At 67.4% G+C, this 13,964-nt stretch carries 14 protein-coding genes; 7 read left to right on the plus strand and 7 right to left on the minus strand.

What is annotated here, in order from left to right:
* Nucleotides 1–21: 21 nt before the first annotated feature.
* Entirely contained in the window at nucleotides 22–384 is a 363-nt protein-coding gene (locus ACFVXC_RS17885) for a hypothetical protein (protein ID WP_389906352.1), read from the plus strand.
* A 212-nt stretch (nucleotides 385–596) separates the two neighbouring features.
* On the opposite strand, the gene ACFVXC_RS17890 is transcribed toward ACFVXC_RS17885, so the two are convergent.
* Together ACFVXC_RS17890 and ACFVXC_RS17895 are read right to left on the minus strand one after the other, a co-directional pair.
* Nucleotides 597–1,196, minus strand: coding sequence for a GPP34 family phosphoprotein (locus ACFVXC_RS17890; protein WP_389906354.1), 600 nt, complete (start codon nucleotides 1,194–1,196; stop codon nucleotides 597–599).
* Nucleotides 1,197–1,536: 340 nt separating this feature from the next.
* Complete coding sequence (locus tag ACFVXC_RS17895) at nucleotides 1,537–2,004, minus strand: MarR family winged helix-turn-helix transcriptional regulator (protein ID WP_389906355.1); 468 nt, start codon at nucleotides 2,002–2,004, stop codon at nucleotides 1,537–1,539.
* Between the two features lie 102 nt (nucleotides 2,005–2,106).
* Here ACFVXC_RS17895 and ACFVXC_RS17900 point away from each other — a divergent pair, with 102 nt between their 5' ends.
* From ACFVXC_RS17900 to ACFVXC_RS17910, 3 genes are all read left to right on the plus strand, one after another.
* A complete protein-coding gene (locus ACFVXC_RS17900; protein ID WP_389906357.1) occupies nucleotides 2,107–3,321 on the plus strand; it encodes an amidohydrolase family protein in 1,215 nt (404 codons plus the stop codon).
* A 414-nt stretch (nucleotides 3,322–3,735) separates the two neighbouring features.
* Nucleotides 3,736–4,359 carry an Asp/Glu racemase gene (locus ACFVXC_RS17905; protein WP_389906359.1) on the plus strand — a complete coding sequence of 208 codons (624 nt, stop codon included), beginning with the start codon at nucleotides 3,736–3,738 and terminating at the stop codon, nucleotides 4,357–4,359.
* A 262-nt stretch (nucleotides 4,360–4,621) separates the two neighbouring features.
* Nucleotides 4,622–5,806, plus strand: coding sequence for a zinc-dependent alcohol dehydrogenase (locus ACFVXC_RS17910; RefSeq protein WP_389906361.1), 1,185 nt, complete (start codon nucleotides 4,622–4,624; stop codon nucleotides 5,804–5,806).
* 67 nt (nucleotides 5,807–5,873) lie between these two features.
* On the opposite strand, the gene ACFVXC_RS17915 is transcribed toward ACFVXC_RS17910, so the two are convergent.
* Nucleotides 5,874–6,182 carry a hypothetical protein gene (locus tag ACFVXC_RS17915; RefSeq protein WP_389906363.1) on the minus strand — a complete coding sequence of 103 codons (309 nt, stop codon included), beginning with the start codon at nucleotides 6,180–6,182 and terminating at the stop codon, nucleotides 5,874–5,876.
* On the minus strand, nucleotides 6,179–6,784 hold the full coding sequence (locus tag ACFVXC_RS17920; protein WP_389906364.1) for a SigE family RNA polymerase sigma factor: 606 nt from the start codon (nucleotides 6,782–6,784) through the stop codon (nucleotides 6,179–6,181). Before ACFVXC_RS17920 ends, ACFVXC_RS17915 begins: the two co-directional genes overlap by 4 nt.
* Nucleotides 6,785–7,385: 601 nt before the next feature.
* Between ACFVXC_RS17920 and ACFVXC_RS17925 the strand changes: the two genes are divergently transcribed.
* The 3 genes from ACFVXC_RS17925 (at nucleotide 7,386) to ACFVXC_RS17935 (ending at nucleotide 10,733) form a co-directional block, all read left to right on the plus strand.
* Nucleotides 7,386–8,114 (plus strand): alpha/beta hydrolase, encoded by a 729-nt coding sequence (locus ACFVXC_RS17925; protein WP_389906366.1) that lies wholly within the window; start codon nucleotides 7,386–7,388, stop codon nucleotides 8,112–8,114.
* A 94-nt stretch (nucleotides 8,115–8,208) separates the two neighbouring features.
* Nucleotides 8,209–9,489 carry an alpha/beta hydrolase gene (locus ACFVXC_RS17930; protein ID WP_389906368.1) on the plus strand — a complete coding sequence of 427 codons (1,281 nt, stop codon included), beginning with the start codon at nucleotides 8,209–8,211 and terminating at the stop codon, nucleotides 9,487–9,489.
* Between the two features lie 464 nt (nucleotides 9,490–9,953).
* Nucleotides 9,954–10,733 (plus strand): hypothetical protein, encoded by a 780-nt coding sequence (locus ACFVXC_RS17935; RefSeq protein WP_389906370.1) that lies wholly within the window; start codon nucleotides 9,954–9,956, stop codon nucleotides 10,731–10,733.
* Between the two features lie 410 nt (nucleotides 10,734–11,143).
* Here the strand turns inward: ACFVXC_RS17935 and ACFVXC_RS17940 are convergent, their stop codons facing one another.
* The 3 genes from ACFVXC_RS17940 to ACFVXC_RS17950 all read right to left on the minus strand — a co-directional run bounded on the left by ACFVXC_RS17940 (nucleotide 11,144) and on the right by ACFVXC_RS17950 (nucleotide 13,902).
* Nucleotides 11,144–11,548: a nuclear transport factor 2 family protein gene (locus ACFVXC_RS17940; protein ID WP_389906374.1), complete on the minus strand. Its 405-nt coding sequence runs from the start codon at nucleotides 11,546–11,548 to the stop codon at nucleotides 11,144–11,146.
* A gap of 157 nt (nucleotides 11,549–11,705) precedes the next feature.
* Entirely contained in the window at nucleotides 11,706–12,146 is a 441-nt protein-coding gene (locus ACFVXC_RS17945) for a VOC family protein (protein ID WP_389906375.1), read from the minus strand.
* A gap of 208 nt (nucleotides 12,147–12,354) precedes the next feature.
* Nucleotides 12,355–13,902, minus strand: a complete 1,548-nt coding sequence (locus ACFVXC_RS17950) for an alpha/beta hydrolase (RefSeq protein ID WP_389906376.1) — start codon at nucleotides 13,900–13,902, stop codon at nucleotides 12,355–12,357.
* Nucleotides 13,903–13,964 lie beyond the last annotated feature (62 nt).

The following is a 13,964-nucleotide window of genomic DNA, read 5'->3' on the forward strand; positions in this document are numbered from 1 at the left end:
GCGGGCGTCACCGACGAGTCCATGCTGTCCATGGCCCTTCACCTGCGCGACAAGGAGATGAGCCTGCGCGACATCGCCAAGCGGCTCGTCATCACCACGGGCACGAAGAAGAACCAGCACCCCCCCAGCCGCCACCGTCATGCGGACGCTGCAGGAACACGACGAACAGGCCGCCACGGCGGCGGGCGCGTGATCACCCGGCTGGGCCAGGGACCGCGCTGCGGAGAAGCTGAGCTGCCCGTTGACCGGGAGCGCGGCCTCACCGTCGAGCACTGTGCCGGGCGGCACCGTGGCTTGTCCGGCGACTGCACGGCCATCCACGCGCTTATGGCCGTGCGTCCTGATCGGGTGTGGCATCGCGTGTGGCCTCAGTCCTCCACATGATCAGGCGGTGGCCGTCGTTCGTCAGACTTGGCGGTGTCTCATGAGACCCCGTGATCAGGGTGTGAGACGGACGCACACCCTGTCTCCAGGTGTAGGCGTCGAGGCCCTGACCGGAACTGGTCCGCGAACATGCCGTAGGCGCCCGCCCGACGGTGTGCGACCGCGTTACCGTCCCCGTGGGACTGGACGGTGCCCCCGAAGGCGGGTTCGGTTCACGGTCCGCGCCAGAGGTTGGCGAAAGCGGCGTTCTCGATGGTCCGCCTCTGGCGTACGGCCTCCAGCTCCATCACCGCGTCGTGGACGGCGGCCAGCACGGTCGTCACCGCCTCGTCATCGAGGCCGGGCTCATCGTCGGATCGGTCGTCGTCGATGCCCACGACCGAGGCGAGGGCGGCCAGGACGGGTTCCTTCTCATTCCAGCGGTCGGCTGCACGGCGGCGCGCGGGCGTATCGGCCAGTTCCACGCGTTCCGAGCCGAAGGGCAACCGGCCGCTTCGCTGAGCCTTCAGCTCACCGTTCTCCTCCAGGGCAGCCTGGTACGCGGCCGAGAGGTCTCGGCCCCGGCGCCACAGCCAGTCCTCGATCCGCTCGTAGGGTGCCTGCCGAGTGAGCCCTGCCGCAGCCTGGCTGATGAACCGGTCGTCCAGTGTCACCTGCGCACCTGGCACGATGCGGTCGCCGTCCACGGCGAGGGCCTCCGCACCGATGAGATCGATCAGCTCGGCTCCCGCCAGTGCGAGTGACAGGTCGCCCTGTCCCACGGAATGCTTCAGGTCCATGGCGATGATGAACAGGTCTTTCGCCGTGGTCATGAACGGCTCCCCTCGGAGACATACATAGATGCGGCCCCATCAACCGGGCCCGCGTCCACCACCGGGCCGGCGGCGGGGCGACTGTCACCATCAGTATCGCCCCGCCCGCGCGGCCGAAGCCCTTCTCGCAAGGCGGCGGGAGCTTCTCCTGCGGCTGCGGCCACACGGACTGGGTTGCCGCCAACTTGAAGTCGCAGGTCAAAGGGCTGGTGCGATCGGTTTTCAAGGTTCTCAACCTGCTCACGGGCGACTGTCGGATCGGTAGATCGTCCGTCGGCTCGATCGGCGCGATCGGTGCCTAAGCTCCTGGCTGTGAGGCGGGTTTCGGGGCTCCGCTCGTTCAGTCGCGGCTTGTGGCCTGTTTTCTGGACCATGTGGTGGCGTCAGCTCCGTATCGAGCCAAGAGGCGTGCGAACTGGATCCGCTCCTCCGGCGACCAGGCGGCCGTGATCTCCTGGAACGCTTTTCGCTGTTGAGCGGCGAAGCGGTTGCGTTCGGCCTCGCCGTGCTCGGTGAGTTCGAGCACGGTGCGGCGCCCGTCGGACTGGGACGCTGTTCGGCGCAGCAGTCCGTCCTCTATGCAGGCCGCGACAGTCCGGCTGGCCACCGGCTGGGCTACACCCATTTCGGCGGCGAGGCCCCCGACGGTCGTCTCGCCCGGCGCATCGGCGATCACATTGAGTACGAGGTTGCGGGAGAGGTCCTTGCCCGATGCCGGTGCGCGTCGTCGCAGACGTGACAGTGCCGGGCCGATCTGGTCCAACGCCAGGTCGTCGGAAGGCTGCTCAGAGAAAGACGCGCTGCTCATGTGACCGAGTCTAGGCTCGGTCCGTGCATTTGCATACCAGTAGACAAGTCCATAGCATTAGGTATGTAAATATTGGACGAGTGAGGAACGAGGCGGACTGCTATGGCACTCACCGCGATCACAGGCGCGCAGATCTTCGATGGGGAGAAGACGGTAGGCGTGCGGACCGTGGTCATCGACGGTGGGAGGATCGCTCGTGTCGGTGGCGAGGTTCCTCAGGGCAGCGAGATCGTCGACGGTAGCGGCGCCACGCTGCTGCCGGGACTCATCGACGCCCATGTCCACTCCGCTCCGGGTTCCCTGGCGCTCGCCCTGCGGTTCGGGGTGACGACCGAACTGGAGATGCAGGGAATGAACACACGGGAGAACCGGGGGCTTATCACCGCCGACGACACCCTGGCTGACGTGCGCTCTTCCGGCTTCGCCATCACGCCGCCCGGTGGTCACCCGAGCGAGCTGATGCCCGAAGGCTTCCGGCCGAAGTGGGATCTGCCCCCGGTGATGCCCCTGATGCCGTTCTCCACCACTCCCGAGGAAGCGGCAGCCTTCGTTCCTCAACTCCTCGCCCGGGGCTCCGACTTCATCAAGTTCATGATCGACGACGGCAGCGTGGAGGGGCACCCTGGGCTGCCCTCGCTCGACCAGGCCACCGTGAACGCCGGTGTGGCCGAAGCCAAGAAGTACGGTGCCCTTACCGTGGCCCACGCGTTGACCGTGGAGGCCACCAGGATGGCCGCCGAAGCCGGCATCGACGGTGTGACCCACGTGTTCATGGATCAGCCGCACACCGCCGAAATCATCAGCCTCATCAAGGATGCGGGCATGTTCGTCATTCCCTGCATCAGTCTCAATGCCTCGATGATGGGGATCACCGGCGGCGAACTGGCCGACGACCCCCGGGTCGCCGCGCGCCTCGACAGCAAGTGGGACCAGACTCTGCGCTCCAGCTACGACCGTTACCCGCAGGGCAAGCTCGATGATGTGTACGCCACGGTGCGCGCTCTGGACGCCGCTGGCGTCGACGTGCTGGCCGGTACCGACGTCTCCATGCCCGAAACGTTCTTCGGGGGCCTGGCACACGGAGCGAGCTTGCACCACGAGTTGCAGTACCTCGTGGCTGCTGGCCTCACCCCCGGACAGGCCCTGCGCGCGGCCACGGCGACCACGGCCCGCCGCTTCCGCCTCAGCGACCGGGGCCGCATCGCCGAGGGACTCCGCGCCGACCTTCTGCTGGTCGACGGCGACCCGATCAGCAACATCAGCGACACCCTCAACACCCGTGCCATCTGGCGCTGCGGCACCCGCCTGGCGGCATGACCGCGGACCCTGCCCTTGAGGGCAAGGGTCAACTGTCCAGTTCTGGCCCGGTCGGGGTACGGCGGCCTTCTACACGTCGAGGGTGACTCCGTACTCGCTTCCTGACGGGGCATTTGACGACCGAGCCCCGCAAGGACGCCCGCAAGGGGCGGTTGTATCTGGATGTCGCGCGCAACGGCTACGCCCAGACCGTGTCGCTCCGTCCAGCGCGTCCAGGAGGTCGACGACGTTGCTCGAACGAGGGGCCCGTCGACATGGGCTTTGGGTCCGCGTGGCAGTCGCGTTAGCGTCGGAGACATGCGTCAGTCAAGTCCCCGTACTGAGGGAAGGCGGCATGTCGGGGTGGTCGCCTCCTATGACTTCACACGTCAGGAGGAGCTGCGCCGGTGGGTTCCGCCAAGTGTGGAGTGGACGATGACCTACACCGCGGAGGTCCCCTACCGGGACAATCTGGAGCTCGTCTCCCGTCTCGGCAGAGCGGACCTGTTGGCAGGGCCCGTCCGTGAACTCGTCGAGCGTGGGGCGGAGGCTGTGGGGTATCTCTGCACTGCTTGTAGCTTCGTCGATGGCGTGCCCGGCGAGCGGGCGCTGCGGGGAGCGATGTTGGCGTATGGCGCGCAGCGGGCGCTGACGACCAGTGGCGCGGTGACCGACGCGCTCCGTGCTGTCGGCGCCTGCCGTCTCGCGGTGGTTCACCCGTACCAGGAGCCAGTCGGACGCCTGCTGGCCGCTTACCTCGACGCCTCCGGCTTCGACGTCGTGGCCCTCACACCGCTGGGACTCGACACGGTCGAGGACGTCTATGCCGTGGCGGAACAGCAGGTGGTGGACACCGTCATCAAGGGCGATCACCCGGAGGCCGACGCCGTGTTCATCAGCTGCACCGCGCTCCCCACCTACGATGCACTGCCCCGCCTCGAAGAACGCCTCGGTAAACCCGTCGTCACTGCGAACCAAGCCACCGCCTGGGCGCTGCTCGGTGCCGTGGGCGAACGTGCGCACGGCCCCCACCAGCGGCTCCTTGACCGGGCTGCCTGATGTGACCACCACCCGCCTATGGCCACGACTGTGAGCCGGAACGCCTCCGTGTAGGGCTGCGCGGGCAGCATGAGGTCGCGCGGGTGCGGTTCCGCCATGCTCTGCCTAGGGTAGATGTGCGGCCGGGCACAGGGTTTGAGATGTGGTCTGTCCGTTGCCTCCCTGGATCGGTCGCTGGCACAGGCCGCGCGTACGCATAGCGTCACCCTCATGGGAGAGACCCGCTGCGGGCCGAGCGTCACTGCTACCGGAGGAGATCCTGATGCGTGCACTCACCTGGCACGGCAAGCGCGATGTCCGTGTGGAGACTGTCCCCGATCCTGTGCTGCGGGACCCGACCGACGTCATCGTGCGGGTGACGTCCACCGGTGTCTGTGGATCAGATCTGCATCTGTATGAGGTTCTGGGGCCCTACCTCGATCCCGGCGACATTCTGGGGCACGAACCGATGGGAATTGTCGAGGAGGTCGGTCGAGAGGTCACTGAACTGTCGGCGGGTGACCGTGTGGTGGTGCCGTTCAACGTCTCCTGCGGGCATTGCTTCATGTGTGATCGTGGACTGCACTCGCAGTGCGAGACCACCCAGGTCGAGGAACGCGGCACGGGTGCAGCGCTCTTCGGGTTCAGCAAGCTCTACGGCCAAGTGCCCGGGGGACAAGCGGGATTCCTGCGGGTGCCGTTTGGCAACACCTTGCCCATCAAGGTGCCGGAGGGTCCTGCGGACGATCGTTTCGTCTTCCTCTCCGACGTCCTGCCCACCGCCTGGCAGGCCGTGGAGTACGCCGACATCCCACCCGGCGGCACGGTGACCGTCCTGGGTCTCGGGCCCATCGGTGCCATGGCCGCCCGGATGGCGCTCCACCAGGGCGCGAGCCTCGTCGTGGGGGTGGACCTGGTGCCCGAGCGGCTCAGCCGCGCTCACGCGGATGGTGTCAAGGCACTGGACCTGCGCCGCTACGGCAAGGATTTGGGCGACGAGATCCGCGACCTGACCGACGGGCGCGGCACGGACGCCGTCATCGACGCCGTCGGGATGGAGGCACACGGGGCGCCTCTGGCCAAGGTGGCTCAGTGGGGCGTGGGCCTGCTGCCCGGTGCCGTGGCCGAGAAGCTCATGGACCGTGCCGGCGTCGACCGGCTCAGCGCCCTCTACGCGGCGATCGACATCGTCCGGCGCGGGGGCACTGTCTCGGTGGTCGGTGTCTACGGCGGTTCGCTCGACCCGATGCCGCTGCTGACCATGTTCGACAAGCAGATCCGACTGCGCATGGGGCAGGCCAACGTGAAGCACTGGGTGGATGACCTCCTGCCGCTGCTCACCGACGAGGACCCGCTCGGAGTGGACGACTTCGCCACCCATCACATGACCCTGGAAGAGGGCCCCAAGGCGTATCAGATGTTCCAGGACAAGGAAGACGGAATGATTAAGACGCTGCTCAAGCCCTGAGCCCGGGCTGCGCAGTTGGCCCGGCTCAGCAGGAACAACCGCAGCCTCAGTCCCGGCTGCGGCTGTTCTACGGTGCGATGGGACTAGGCGCCTTGTCCGGTGGGGAAGGGGCGGGTGAAGGTGACATGTTGTTGCTCGGGCTAGCTGGTGGGGGAGTGTCGGCGGGGACTGATGGGTCGCTCCGTGAGAGGAGTTGTGGCAGCACGAGGAGGGCGGCTGCCAGTACTGCGGCCAGAATGACTACCGCGGCCTTGCGCAGTCCGGGGTGGACGACCATCCGTGCGCGGGTCGATGGTGTGGAGGTCGGGCGGAGGGTGGTGACCTGGTTGGCGCGGGCGTGCAGTGCGGCGCGAAGGCGGTCCTCGACGGCTGTCATGGTGTCTCCTTCAGTCTTCTGGCCAGAGCCGTGAGTGCCCGGCTCGCTGTGGATTTCACGGCACCCCGAGAAAGGCCCAGGGCGGCTGCGATGTCCGCTTCGGACATGTTCGACCAGTACCTGAGGACGAGGACCTCCCGCTGGCGCACGGTGAGCAGTCGCAGTGCGCGCAGCACTTCCTGGTGTTCTTCCTTGAGGAGGACCTCTTCTTCCGGTGGTGGTGCGGGGAGGATGCGCGGGGGGATGTAGCCGCGCACGGTGCGCCTCCTGCGCAGGACATCTCGGGAGGTGTTGACCACGCTGCGCCGTACGTAGGCTTCGGGGTCGGCGATGCTGTCGAGCGTGTTGCCGTGACGTCGGTAGAGGCCCGCAAAGGCTTCCTGGACGACGTCTTCGGCTGTGGGGATGTCGTCGACCAGGAGGACGGCCAGGCGCACGAGGTCGAGCCTGCGGTGGCGGTACAGCATGTCGATTTCTTCCGACGCTGTGACGGATGACCGGCCCTTGAGGTCCGAATCCCTTCCGCCCTGGGAGAGGCGGGCGAGGAGCCACCGCCACCGGCTGCGCGGGAAGGCCCCTTCACAGGTGAAAACGGCAGCCATCAGCACCCTTTCCCAGCCGACGGCTGGTGACGTCCTGACGGTGTGCGTGTCGGCCGTCATCCGAGCCGGGGCGCCGGGGGGACGCCGGGAAGGTGTCGCAGCCGGTTTCCCGGCGGTTCATTTCTGGCATAGGGGACAACCTGTCGAATGCGATGAGCGGTTCAGGGCTTTCAGAGAATGCCCTCTACTGGGAAGGACGTGTGGGGCGTCCACAGGTTGCAGTGCACGGGGCGGTGTGAGCGTGCAGCTGTGGACCGGCCTGTTTGCCTCCTCCGGAACGTAAATCGTCGGTAGCGTCCTGCAACCTCGCGCAGGGCCACACGTCTGTCAGGTCGTAAAGGGAAGTTCCGTCCTGGCACGGAACGTGTGTGCCTTGCTTGTGTACGGCACATCGACGTGCAGGTGAAATCCGAGGAAGACTGTGCTGAGAGTCAAAGTCGTTGCCGCTGCCGCGCTGGGCTGTCTGGGCCTGGTGTCGGGCTGTTCAGGCCCGGCTGACAAGCCGGCGCGTGACCCGGGGGCGGGGGCGTCGAAGTCCTCCGCGCCGACGCCGTCCGGGACGGGGAGCCGTGCTCCCGCGCCGCCGCCGGATCATAAGCCGGTGTCGTACAAGCCGAGCTGGCCCGACCAGACCGTGCGCACGGCTCGGGGACATCTCGTCAACACCTGCGTGCCGAAGGATCTGAGGAGCAAGGCCACCACGCTGACCACCAGCGACGGGGTGCATCTGTCGGCGCTGGTCCTGGGGGACGGGCCCGACGGTGTTCTTCTGGATCACGAGCAGGGCTACAACATCTGCTCGTTCGTCGACATCGGGCGGAAGCTGGCGGAGCGTGGCTACCACGTGGTGATCCCCGAGTACCGCAATCACGGTGCATCTGAGCACCTGGCCGTCAATGAGCACATCGACCGCGATGCCCGGGCCGGACTGGGTGAACTGCGCCGTGTCGGCGCGAAGAGGGTGTTCTTGGCGGGTGCGTCGTGTGGCGGTTCGACGGCAGCTGTCGCCGGCGTGGACACACCCTTGCGAGTGGTGGGCCTTCTGATGATGTCCTCGCCTGCCCGGTGTCTCGGGGCCGATGCGGTGGCGGCGGTGCGGAAGCTGAAGGTTCCGACGCTGTTGGTGGTGTCGCCCGCTGACATGCAAGGCGAGGCGGAGAAGCAGGCCCGTGAGGTCTACGCGGCCTCCGCTGCCCGCAAGAAGGAACTCGTCATCAACAAGAGCGGCTTCCACGGAACAGGCATGATCAAGCGGGACGGTGCCGCAGGGGCCGCGTTGCAGGACCGGGTCATCGCGTTCGTGGTGAATTCCTACGACGCCGCCCGTTGAAGGAACCAGTGACTTCAGCCCCTGGGCCGATGGCCATGAGCGGGCACCGCACGCTCATGCCATCGGCCCAGGCCCCGTACCTACGAATGGAGACATGTTGAAGCGACACAAGCGCACGAGGGTTTCGGTTCGCCTGCTGGGCCTGTCGGCGGCGGCGCTGTCCGTGGCCGCAGCCGCTTTCACGTATACGTCTATGGCGGGTGCAGTGGGAGTGAACGAGGCGACGGGACGGAACCCGGTGCCTTCCTCAGGGACCACGAAGACGGTCCGCTACGACATGGGGGACGCGGCCTGGCATCTGCCGCAGACGGGCGAACCGGTCGAGTTGACCGGTGTGGTGCACTACCCCGCCGACCTGGGCACGGGGCGGCATCCGCTGATCGTGATGATGCACGGGTTGCACGATACCTGCGCAGACCGGAAGGCAGACGCAGCGCGCACAGCTGCCGAGCACGATGGTGACGACGCCGCGTATGAAGCCGCCAATGCCAAGCTGTCAGCCTGGCCGTGTGCGTCGGGAACACCCGTCCTGCACAGCGACCGGGGATACGACTACCTGGGCCGCAAGTTGGCCGATCAGGGGTTTGTCGTGGTCTCGGTCGGCGCCAACGGCATCAACGCCTCCTCCGTGTGGGGGGATGACAACGCTGCCGCGCGGGCGGATCTCATCAACCGGCATCTGCGCATGTGGCAAGAGCTCAGCTCCAAGGACAAGGGTGAGCTCGCTGGGAAGTTCACCGACCCGGCGACTGGAGCGGCGCGACGCGTCGGCTTCGCCCACCACGTGGACATGGGCAACGTGGGGATCATGGGGCATTCCAGGGCAGGGGCCGGGGTCACCTGGCAGGCGGCCGACAGCCATCGGGGGCAGTGGCCCAAGGGTGTCGACGTCAAGGCGGTGGCGGCGTTGGCGCCCGCCTACAACGTCATGACGGAGGACATGTCCAACTACACGATCACCAAGACCCCCTTCGCCACCTTCCGGGGAACATGCGACGGACAGGTTGGCGGTGAGGCACTCTGGTTCGCGGCCGACGCGGCCAAGGGGAACCGGAGTGGATTCTACCGGTTCGCGATCCACGGGGCGAACCACAACTACTTCAACACACAGTGGTCGCCGCAGAGCCGTCAGGTCGCAGCCGCCGACGATGCCATGCCGGTGGAAGGACACCCCGGGCAGTGCACTGACCGTGAGGGTGCGACGCCGGCCAGGCAGTTGACTGAGCGCCAGCAGCGCCATGTCGCCGCCACGTACCTCGGCGCCTTCTTCCGCCGCCACCTCCTCGGCGACACCGGGCAGGACCAGGTGCTGACAGGGGCGCGGCATCCCGACGCGGCCATCACGGAGGTGGATGTCACCACCGCTGCTCGCTGAACGGCGGCTGTCCGAGGGGCAGTTCGCTGAACTGGAAGCGGAGTTGGCGCGAGGTCCCGGCCGTGCACGGCCGGGAGGACCAGCGCTGGACGCCGGCGAGAATCGGGGTGCTGATCGGGGGAGTCCGATCTGGATTCTTCGTCAGCTGCGGTGTGGCGACTGTTGCACCGTCATGGCTGGTACTGGCGTCGCCCGCCCGCCCGCCGAGCCCTGTAGCGCGATGAGGGAGCGGTGGGGTTGCGGGAGAAGGAAGTGTGGCCGCAGGCGGAATGACTGCGGCAGCGCTCGGGGCTTATGCGGTGTTCGAGGACGAGGACGAGGACGAGGCCGAGGACGGGGCCGAGGATTGTCTTACGCCATCGGCTACGGCGCATCCGGCGTCCGAACTGGGGTGGGGGAAGAGCGGGTCGGCGTGGTGAAGTGTGGGCCTCTGATTACTCCGACAGCAGGGAGCGTTACTTCCGATGACCGCACAGCCCGCACGCCCTGAGCGCGGCGGTCCCGAGACCGCCTGGGTCATGGATGTCTCGCCGTTCAAGCCTTCCCTTGTCAAAGCGGTGTTCAGGGACGTGACCCCGATGCACGTCTCTCGGTCGGCCACGTGGGCCGCCGCGTCGGTGACGCGGACAGTGCTGACGGAGATCATCGATGGCGCGAGGAGAGCGGCGGCGGAGGAGGCCCGGAAGAAGCTGATTCCCGGGGACCTCCTCTCGGCGATCGACCGGAACGTCGAGCTCGAGGTGGCGGCCAAGTGGTACGACCACAGCCCGACGTTTCAAGGCCTGACCGGTGTCCTGTACGACGCCGAGGGTGTCATTGTGCCTTCTCGTAAGCGCAGCAGGTCGCGCAGACCGAGTGCTGTGGTCGGTGCCCACAGGTTCGAGGCCGGGGTCAAGAAGCTGCTGTGGAGCCAGGGGGCGAGGGCCGTCCCAGCGATGGTCCGTGACCTGGACGGAATCGCGAGCGTGTTCCTGACGGACCTTGCCCGGGACGCGGCCATGGTCGTCCGCGAGGGCGGGGCCAGACGTTTCGGTACGGTCACCCCAGCGATGTCGGGCGAACCGGCCCCACCCCCGTTCCTCCAGGATTCCCCCCGGGCCCTGCCCGCCCGCAGGGGGGACGGGCGGACCATCGGCAGGGATGACATCCTGGCCGCCACCACGATTCAGTTGTTCGGCGGCAACCTCAGGCAGCGCGCCCTCACCGAGGCACGCGAGGCGACACAGAGCGCTTCGGCCCGCTGAGCGGGGTGCGACCAGCATCGCCGCCTGCACCCCTTTCTGCTGAGGCCGGTGACAGTGACACCCCCCGGGCCATCCACTCGACATGGGGAGGCAGTCATGCCAACTCCGAAGGCTGGTAACCCCGTTGAGGGGCTACGAAGAGGGTAATTGTGATAGTTCAACTGTGGCCCGGGTTGGGCTGCTGTCAGGCTCGGCGTCGACGGTCCGGCATGACCCGGATGGTGATGGGCCGCTCGTCGGAGCCTGTCGCTCCCCAGCCGCGACGCTCTGCCTCCGTGGCCACTTCACGCCAGTCATTGAGGCGGTCGGTGAACTGCTCGAAGTTCCCGACTCCTCGGACGAGTGAGCGTGTGCGATGCGGGGTTCGGGGCCGGAAGCGGGAGGACAAGCTGCGGGAGCCCGCCGGACGATCAGTCGCCGAAGTAGGCCTTGGCGACGGCGTAGCTGTCCTCGTAGAGGTGGTAGCGGGTGATCTGCCCGTCCCGGACCGTGGTGTGCAGGGCGAAGGCGGTGTCGATGTTCCGGCCCGTCTTCTTGACCTCGGAGACCATGTGCCCGATGAGTACTACATCCTCGCCCTCGGCGATGACCTGGCGGAGGTCGAACTCCTTGGCTTGCACATGGGTCTGCAGAAGCTCGAAAAACGTTCGCATGCCCTCCGCCGAGTCGACCTCCGGTACCCACGGAATGCCCGGCGGGTGGGGGATCGAGAACGACACCGATTCGGCGAACAGTGCCGCTGCCTGTGCACTCTTCCCCTCGGCGAGCAGCGGGAACAAGCGTTGCACGGTCTGCGCCGGTGAATCAGCTGTCATGCGTGGTCTCCTTACAGGTTGGATTTGCGGTGCAAGCTCGTCGAGCCCTTATTGCAGAACACCCTCTGTGCCATGCCGAGATGCGTAGAAGCCGCAAGTCGGCCGCTACAGGGCAGGGCTCGCCCGCTCTGTGGGTGCGTTGCCCCTTCGGTGGCATTCAGCCGAGCTGCTCGGCGAGCCCGACGATGATGCCTTCGGGGCCGCAGATGTAGCAGAGCCGATAGATGTTCTCGTACTGCACGATCTCGCCGACCATTTCGGCACCGTGTACCCGTAGGCGGGCCACGACGTCCTCGACATCGTCGACGGCGAACATGATGCGACGAAGGCCGAGCGTATTCGCAGGCGCGTCTTTCGGCTCGGGGGCGATGGCCGTCGGCCTGTGGAACTTCGCCAGCTCTACTCGCCCGTGGCCGTCCGGGACCCGCAGCATGGCGATGTCCTGCCGGACTTCATCGAGCCCGATGACACGCTCCGCCCCCCGCCATTCGAGTGGCCCCTTACTCTCAAGTTCCATCCCGATTTCGACAAAGAACGCAATGACAGCCTCAAGATCGTCAACGACGATCAGGACGTTGTCCATTCGCTGTATCGCCATGTTGGGCCTCCTTCGTCTGGTACGGCCACGGCAGCCGCGTTTGCCCCTGAGACGGAGCTGATAATCCGGACTGCAGGCGTTCCGTAACTCCGCCTCAGCTGGGGATAGTTCCTCTTCGTCAGCGGAGCCAGCCTGCGTCGCCTGCCTCCCCCGGGCTGATGCCGCAGCGCCGCGAACTGACTCCCGCGGAGGCAAGATGCTCCTGCGGTCAGGCGGGGGAGGACATGGTGCTCCCGACGGACGGTGAACGTCGGCGCCGAGCCGGCTGGGCACCCAGATGCGCGAGCACCGTGTGCACGGCCCGGTGAATGGCCTGGCGGGACTCGTCCGTGGGTTCGTTCATCTCGAAGCCGTGGCGGCCGTGCGGGACGTCGATGATGTCGACCTGAGTCTTGGTCTTTTCTGCCGCGGCCACGAACTCCTCCACCCGGGCGGCGATCTGCGGTGTTTCCAGGCCCGCCCGGGTGAGCACGAGCGGCGGCAGCGTCCCGGTGTTCGCACGGAGCGCGCGGATCGGGCTGAAGCGGGGGTCGACCGCGCCCCAGCCCGCAAGTGGGGCCAGGACCGGGTAGGTGAGGGACAGACAGCGCAGCCACGGGGGCGGGGCGCTGATCCAGTCCGCGGTGAGCAGTCCGGCGCCGGAGAAGACCCACACAGCGATGCGGTCGGCGTCCACGTTGGGGTCGGCCCGCAGCAGTTCAACGGCCTCGGCCACGTCGTCCGCGGCCTGCGCGTAGCCGGCGATGTCGTGCAGGCGGTGCTCCACGACGGCTCCCACCGCGCCCAGGCTCGCCGTGTAGCGGGCGTAGCCGAGGTAGAACGGGCGATCGCGCGGCGCCGGGGCGGCTCCGGGCGGTATCGGGCCACCGTGCACGAAGAGCACCGCGGGCCAAGGCCCTTGTGCCTCTCCCGGTTGAGGCAGGTGCAGGTCCACACGCCCGTTGCGCACCCTCACCCGCTCCGGGGCGTCGAGGGGGAAGGGCCGCAGGAAAGGCGGCTCTGTCTCGGCTGCGGTGGTCAGCCTGCGCCCCTCACCCGCGGCCGCGCGGAGCAGCACATCGGCCAGTTCATCCGGGCAGGAGAGCATCGGCCAGTGACCGGTGGCCAGTTCGAAGATGCCCACCCTTGGATCGGCCAGCCTGCGAAAGTGCGGCGGACCGGTGCGCACAAGCTCCTGGACCAGCTCTACGGTTGTCCCTCCTGCGGTGCACAGGATGCCGCTGGCCGGCAGTGCCGCCGCGGCGCCGGTCAGCCGCAGCGGCTGTGTCAGCGTGCGCGGCGGCTGCGGGGCGGCCAGCTGGCTCAACAGCTCCAGCCGCTGCGCCGACAGCCCCTCCGTGCTGCCCCATTGCTGCCACTGGGCTGGCCCCGGCGGCGGGACTGGCCCGGGGCTGCGCTGCATACGCAGCAGTTCATGCACCGAAGAGTCCGGCACCAGGGCCAGTGCCCGATCGCCGTCCTGCGGTAGCCCGGCGTCCAGGTAGACGATCCGTGCGACCCGCCCCGCGCGGCGATCCGCCGCGCCCAGCACCGGATGGACGGCGTAATCGTGGCCAACCAGCACCAGCTCCCCGGCCGGCTCCAGCAGATCGATCAGCCGGACCACATCCTCGACATGCGTCTCCAGATCGGCATCGGGTTGCCTGCACAGCGTCACCGGATGGGCCTCGGCCCCCGACTCCCGCAACCGCCCGATCGTTTCGCTCCAGATCCGTCCGTCGGTGAACGGACCGGAGACCAGGATGAATACGGACATCAGCACCTCCAGGGAGTGAGTTCGTCGTGAGTAACCTAGGAACTCCCCCTGAGGGAGGTTCA

Source organism: Streptomyces sp. NPDC058257 (assembly GCF_042881845.1).
Classification (GTDB): Bacteria; Actinomycetota; Actinomycetes; order Streptomycetales; family Streptomycetaceae; genus Streptomyces.

Coding starts and splice junctions, on each gene's coding strand:
- ACFVXC_RS17885 (WP_389906352.1), top strand. CDS start 22: ATGCTGTCCATGGCCCTTCACCTGCGCGACAAGGAGATGAGCCTGCGC.
- ACFVXC_RS17890 (WP_389906354.1), bottom strand. CDS start 1,196: ATGACCACGGCGAAAGACCTGTTCATCATCGCCATGGACCTGAAGCAT.
- ACFVXC_RS17895 (WP_389906355.1), bottom strand. CDS start 2,004: ATGAGCAGCGCGTCTTTCTCTGAGCAGCCTTCCGACGACCTGGCGTTG.
- ACFVXC_RS17900 (WP_389906357.1), top strand. CDS start 2,107: ATGGCACTCACCGCGATCACAGGCGCGCAGATCTTCGATGGGGAGAAG.
- ACFVXC_RS17905 (WP_389906359.1), top strand. CDS start 3,736: ATGACCTACACCGCGGAGGTCCCCTACCGGGACAATCTGGAGCTCGTC.
- ACFVXC_RS17910 (WP_389906361.1), top strand. CDS start 4,622: ATGCGTGCACTCACCTGGCACGGCAAGCGCGATGTCCGTGTGGAGACT.
- ACFVXC_RS17915 (WP_389906363.1), bottom strand. CDS start 6,182: ATGACAGCCGTCGAGGACCGCCTTCGCGCCGCACTGCACGCCCGCGCC.
- ACFVXC_RS17920 (WP_389906364.1), bottom strand. CDS start 6,784: ATGGCTGCCGTTTTCACCTGTGAAGGGGCCTTCCCGCGCAGCCGGTGG.
- ACFVXC_RS17930 (WP_389906368.1), top strand. CDS start 8,209: ATGTTGAAGCGACACAAGCGCACGAGGGTTTCGGTTCGCCTGCTGGGC.
- ACFVXC_RS17935 (WP_389906370.1), top strand. CDS start 9,954: ATGACCGCACAGCCCGCACGCCCTGAGCGCGGCGGTCCCGAGACCGCC.
- ACFVXC_RS17940 (WP_389906374.1), bottom strand. CDS start 11,548: ATGACAGCTGATTCACCGGCGCAGACCGTGCAACGCTTGTTCCCGCTG.
- ACFVXC_RS17945 (WP_389906375.1), bottom strand. CDS start 12,146: ATGGCGATACAGCGAATGGACAACGTCCTGATCGTCGTTGACGATCTT.
- ACFVXC_RS17950 (WP_389906376.1), bottom strand. CDS start 13,902: ATGTCCGTATTCATCCTGGTCTCCGGTCCGTTCACCGACGGACGGATC.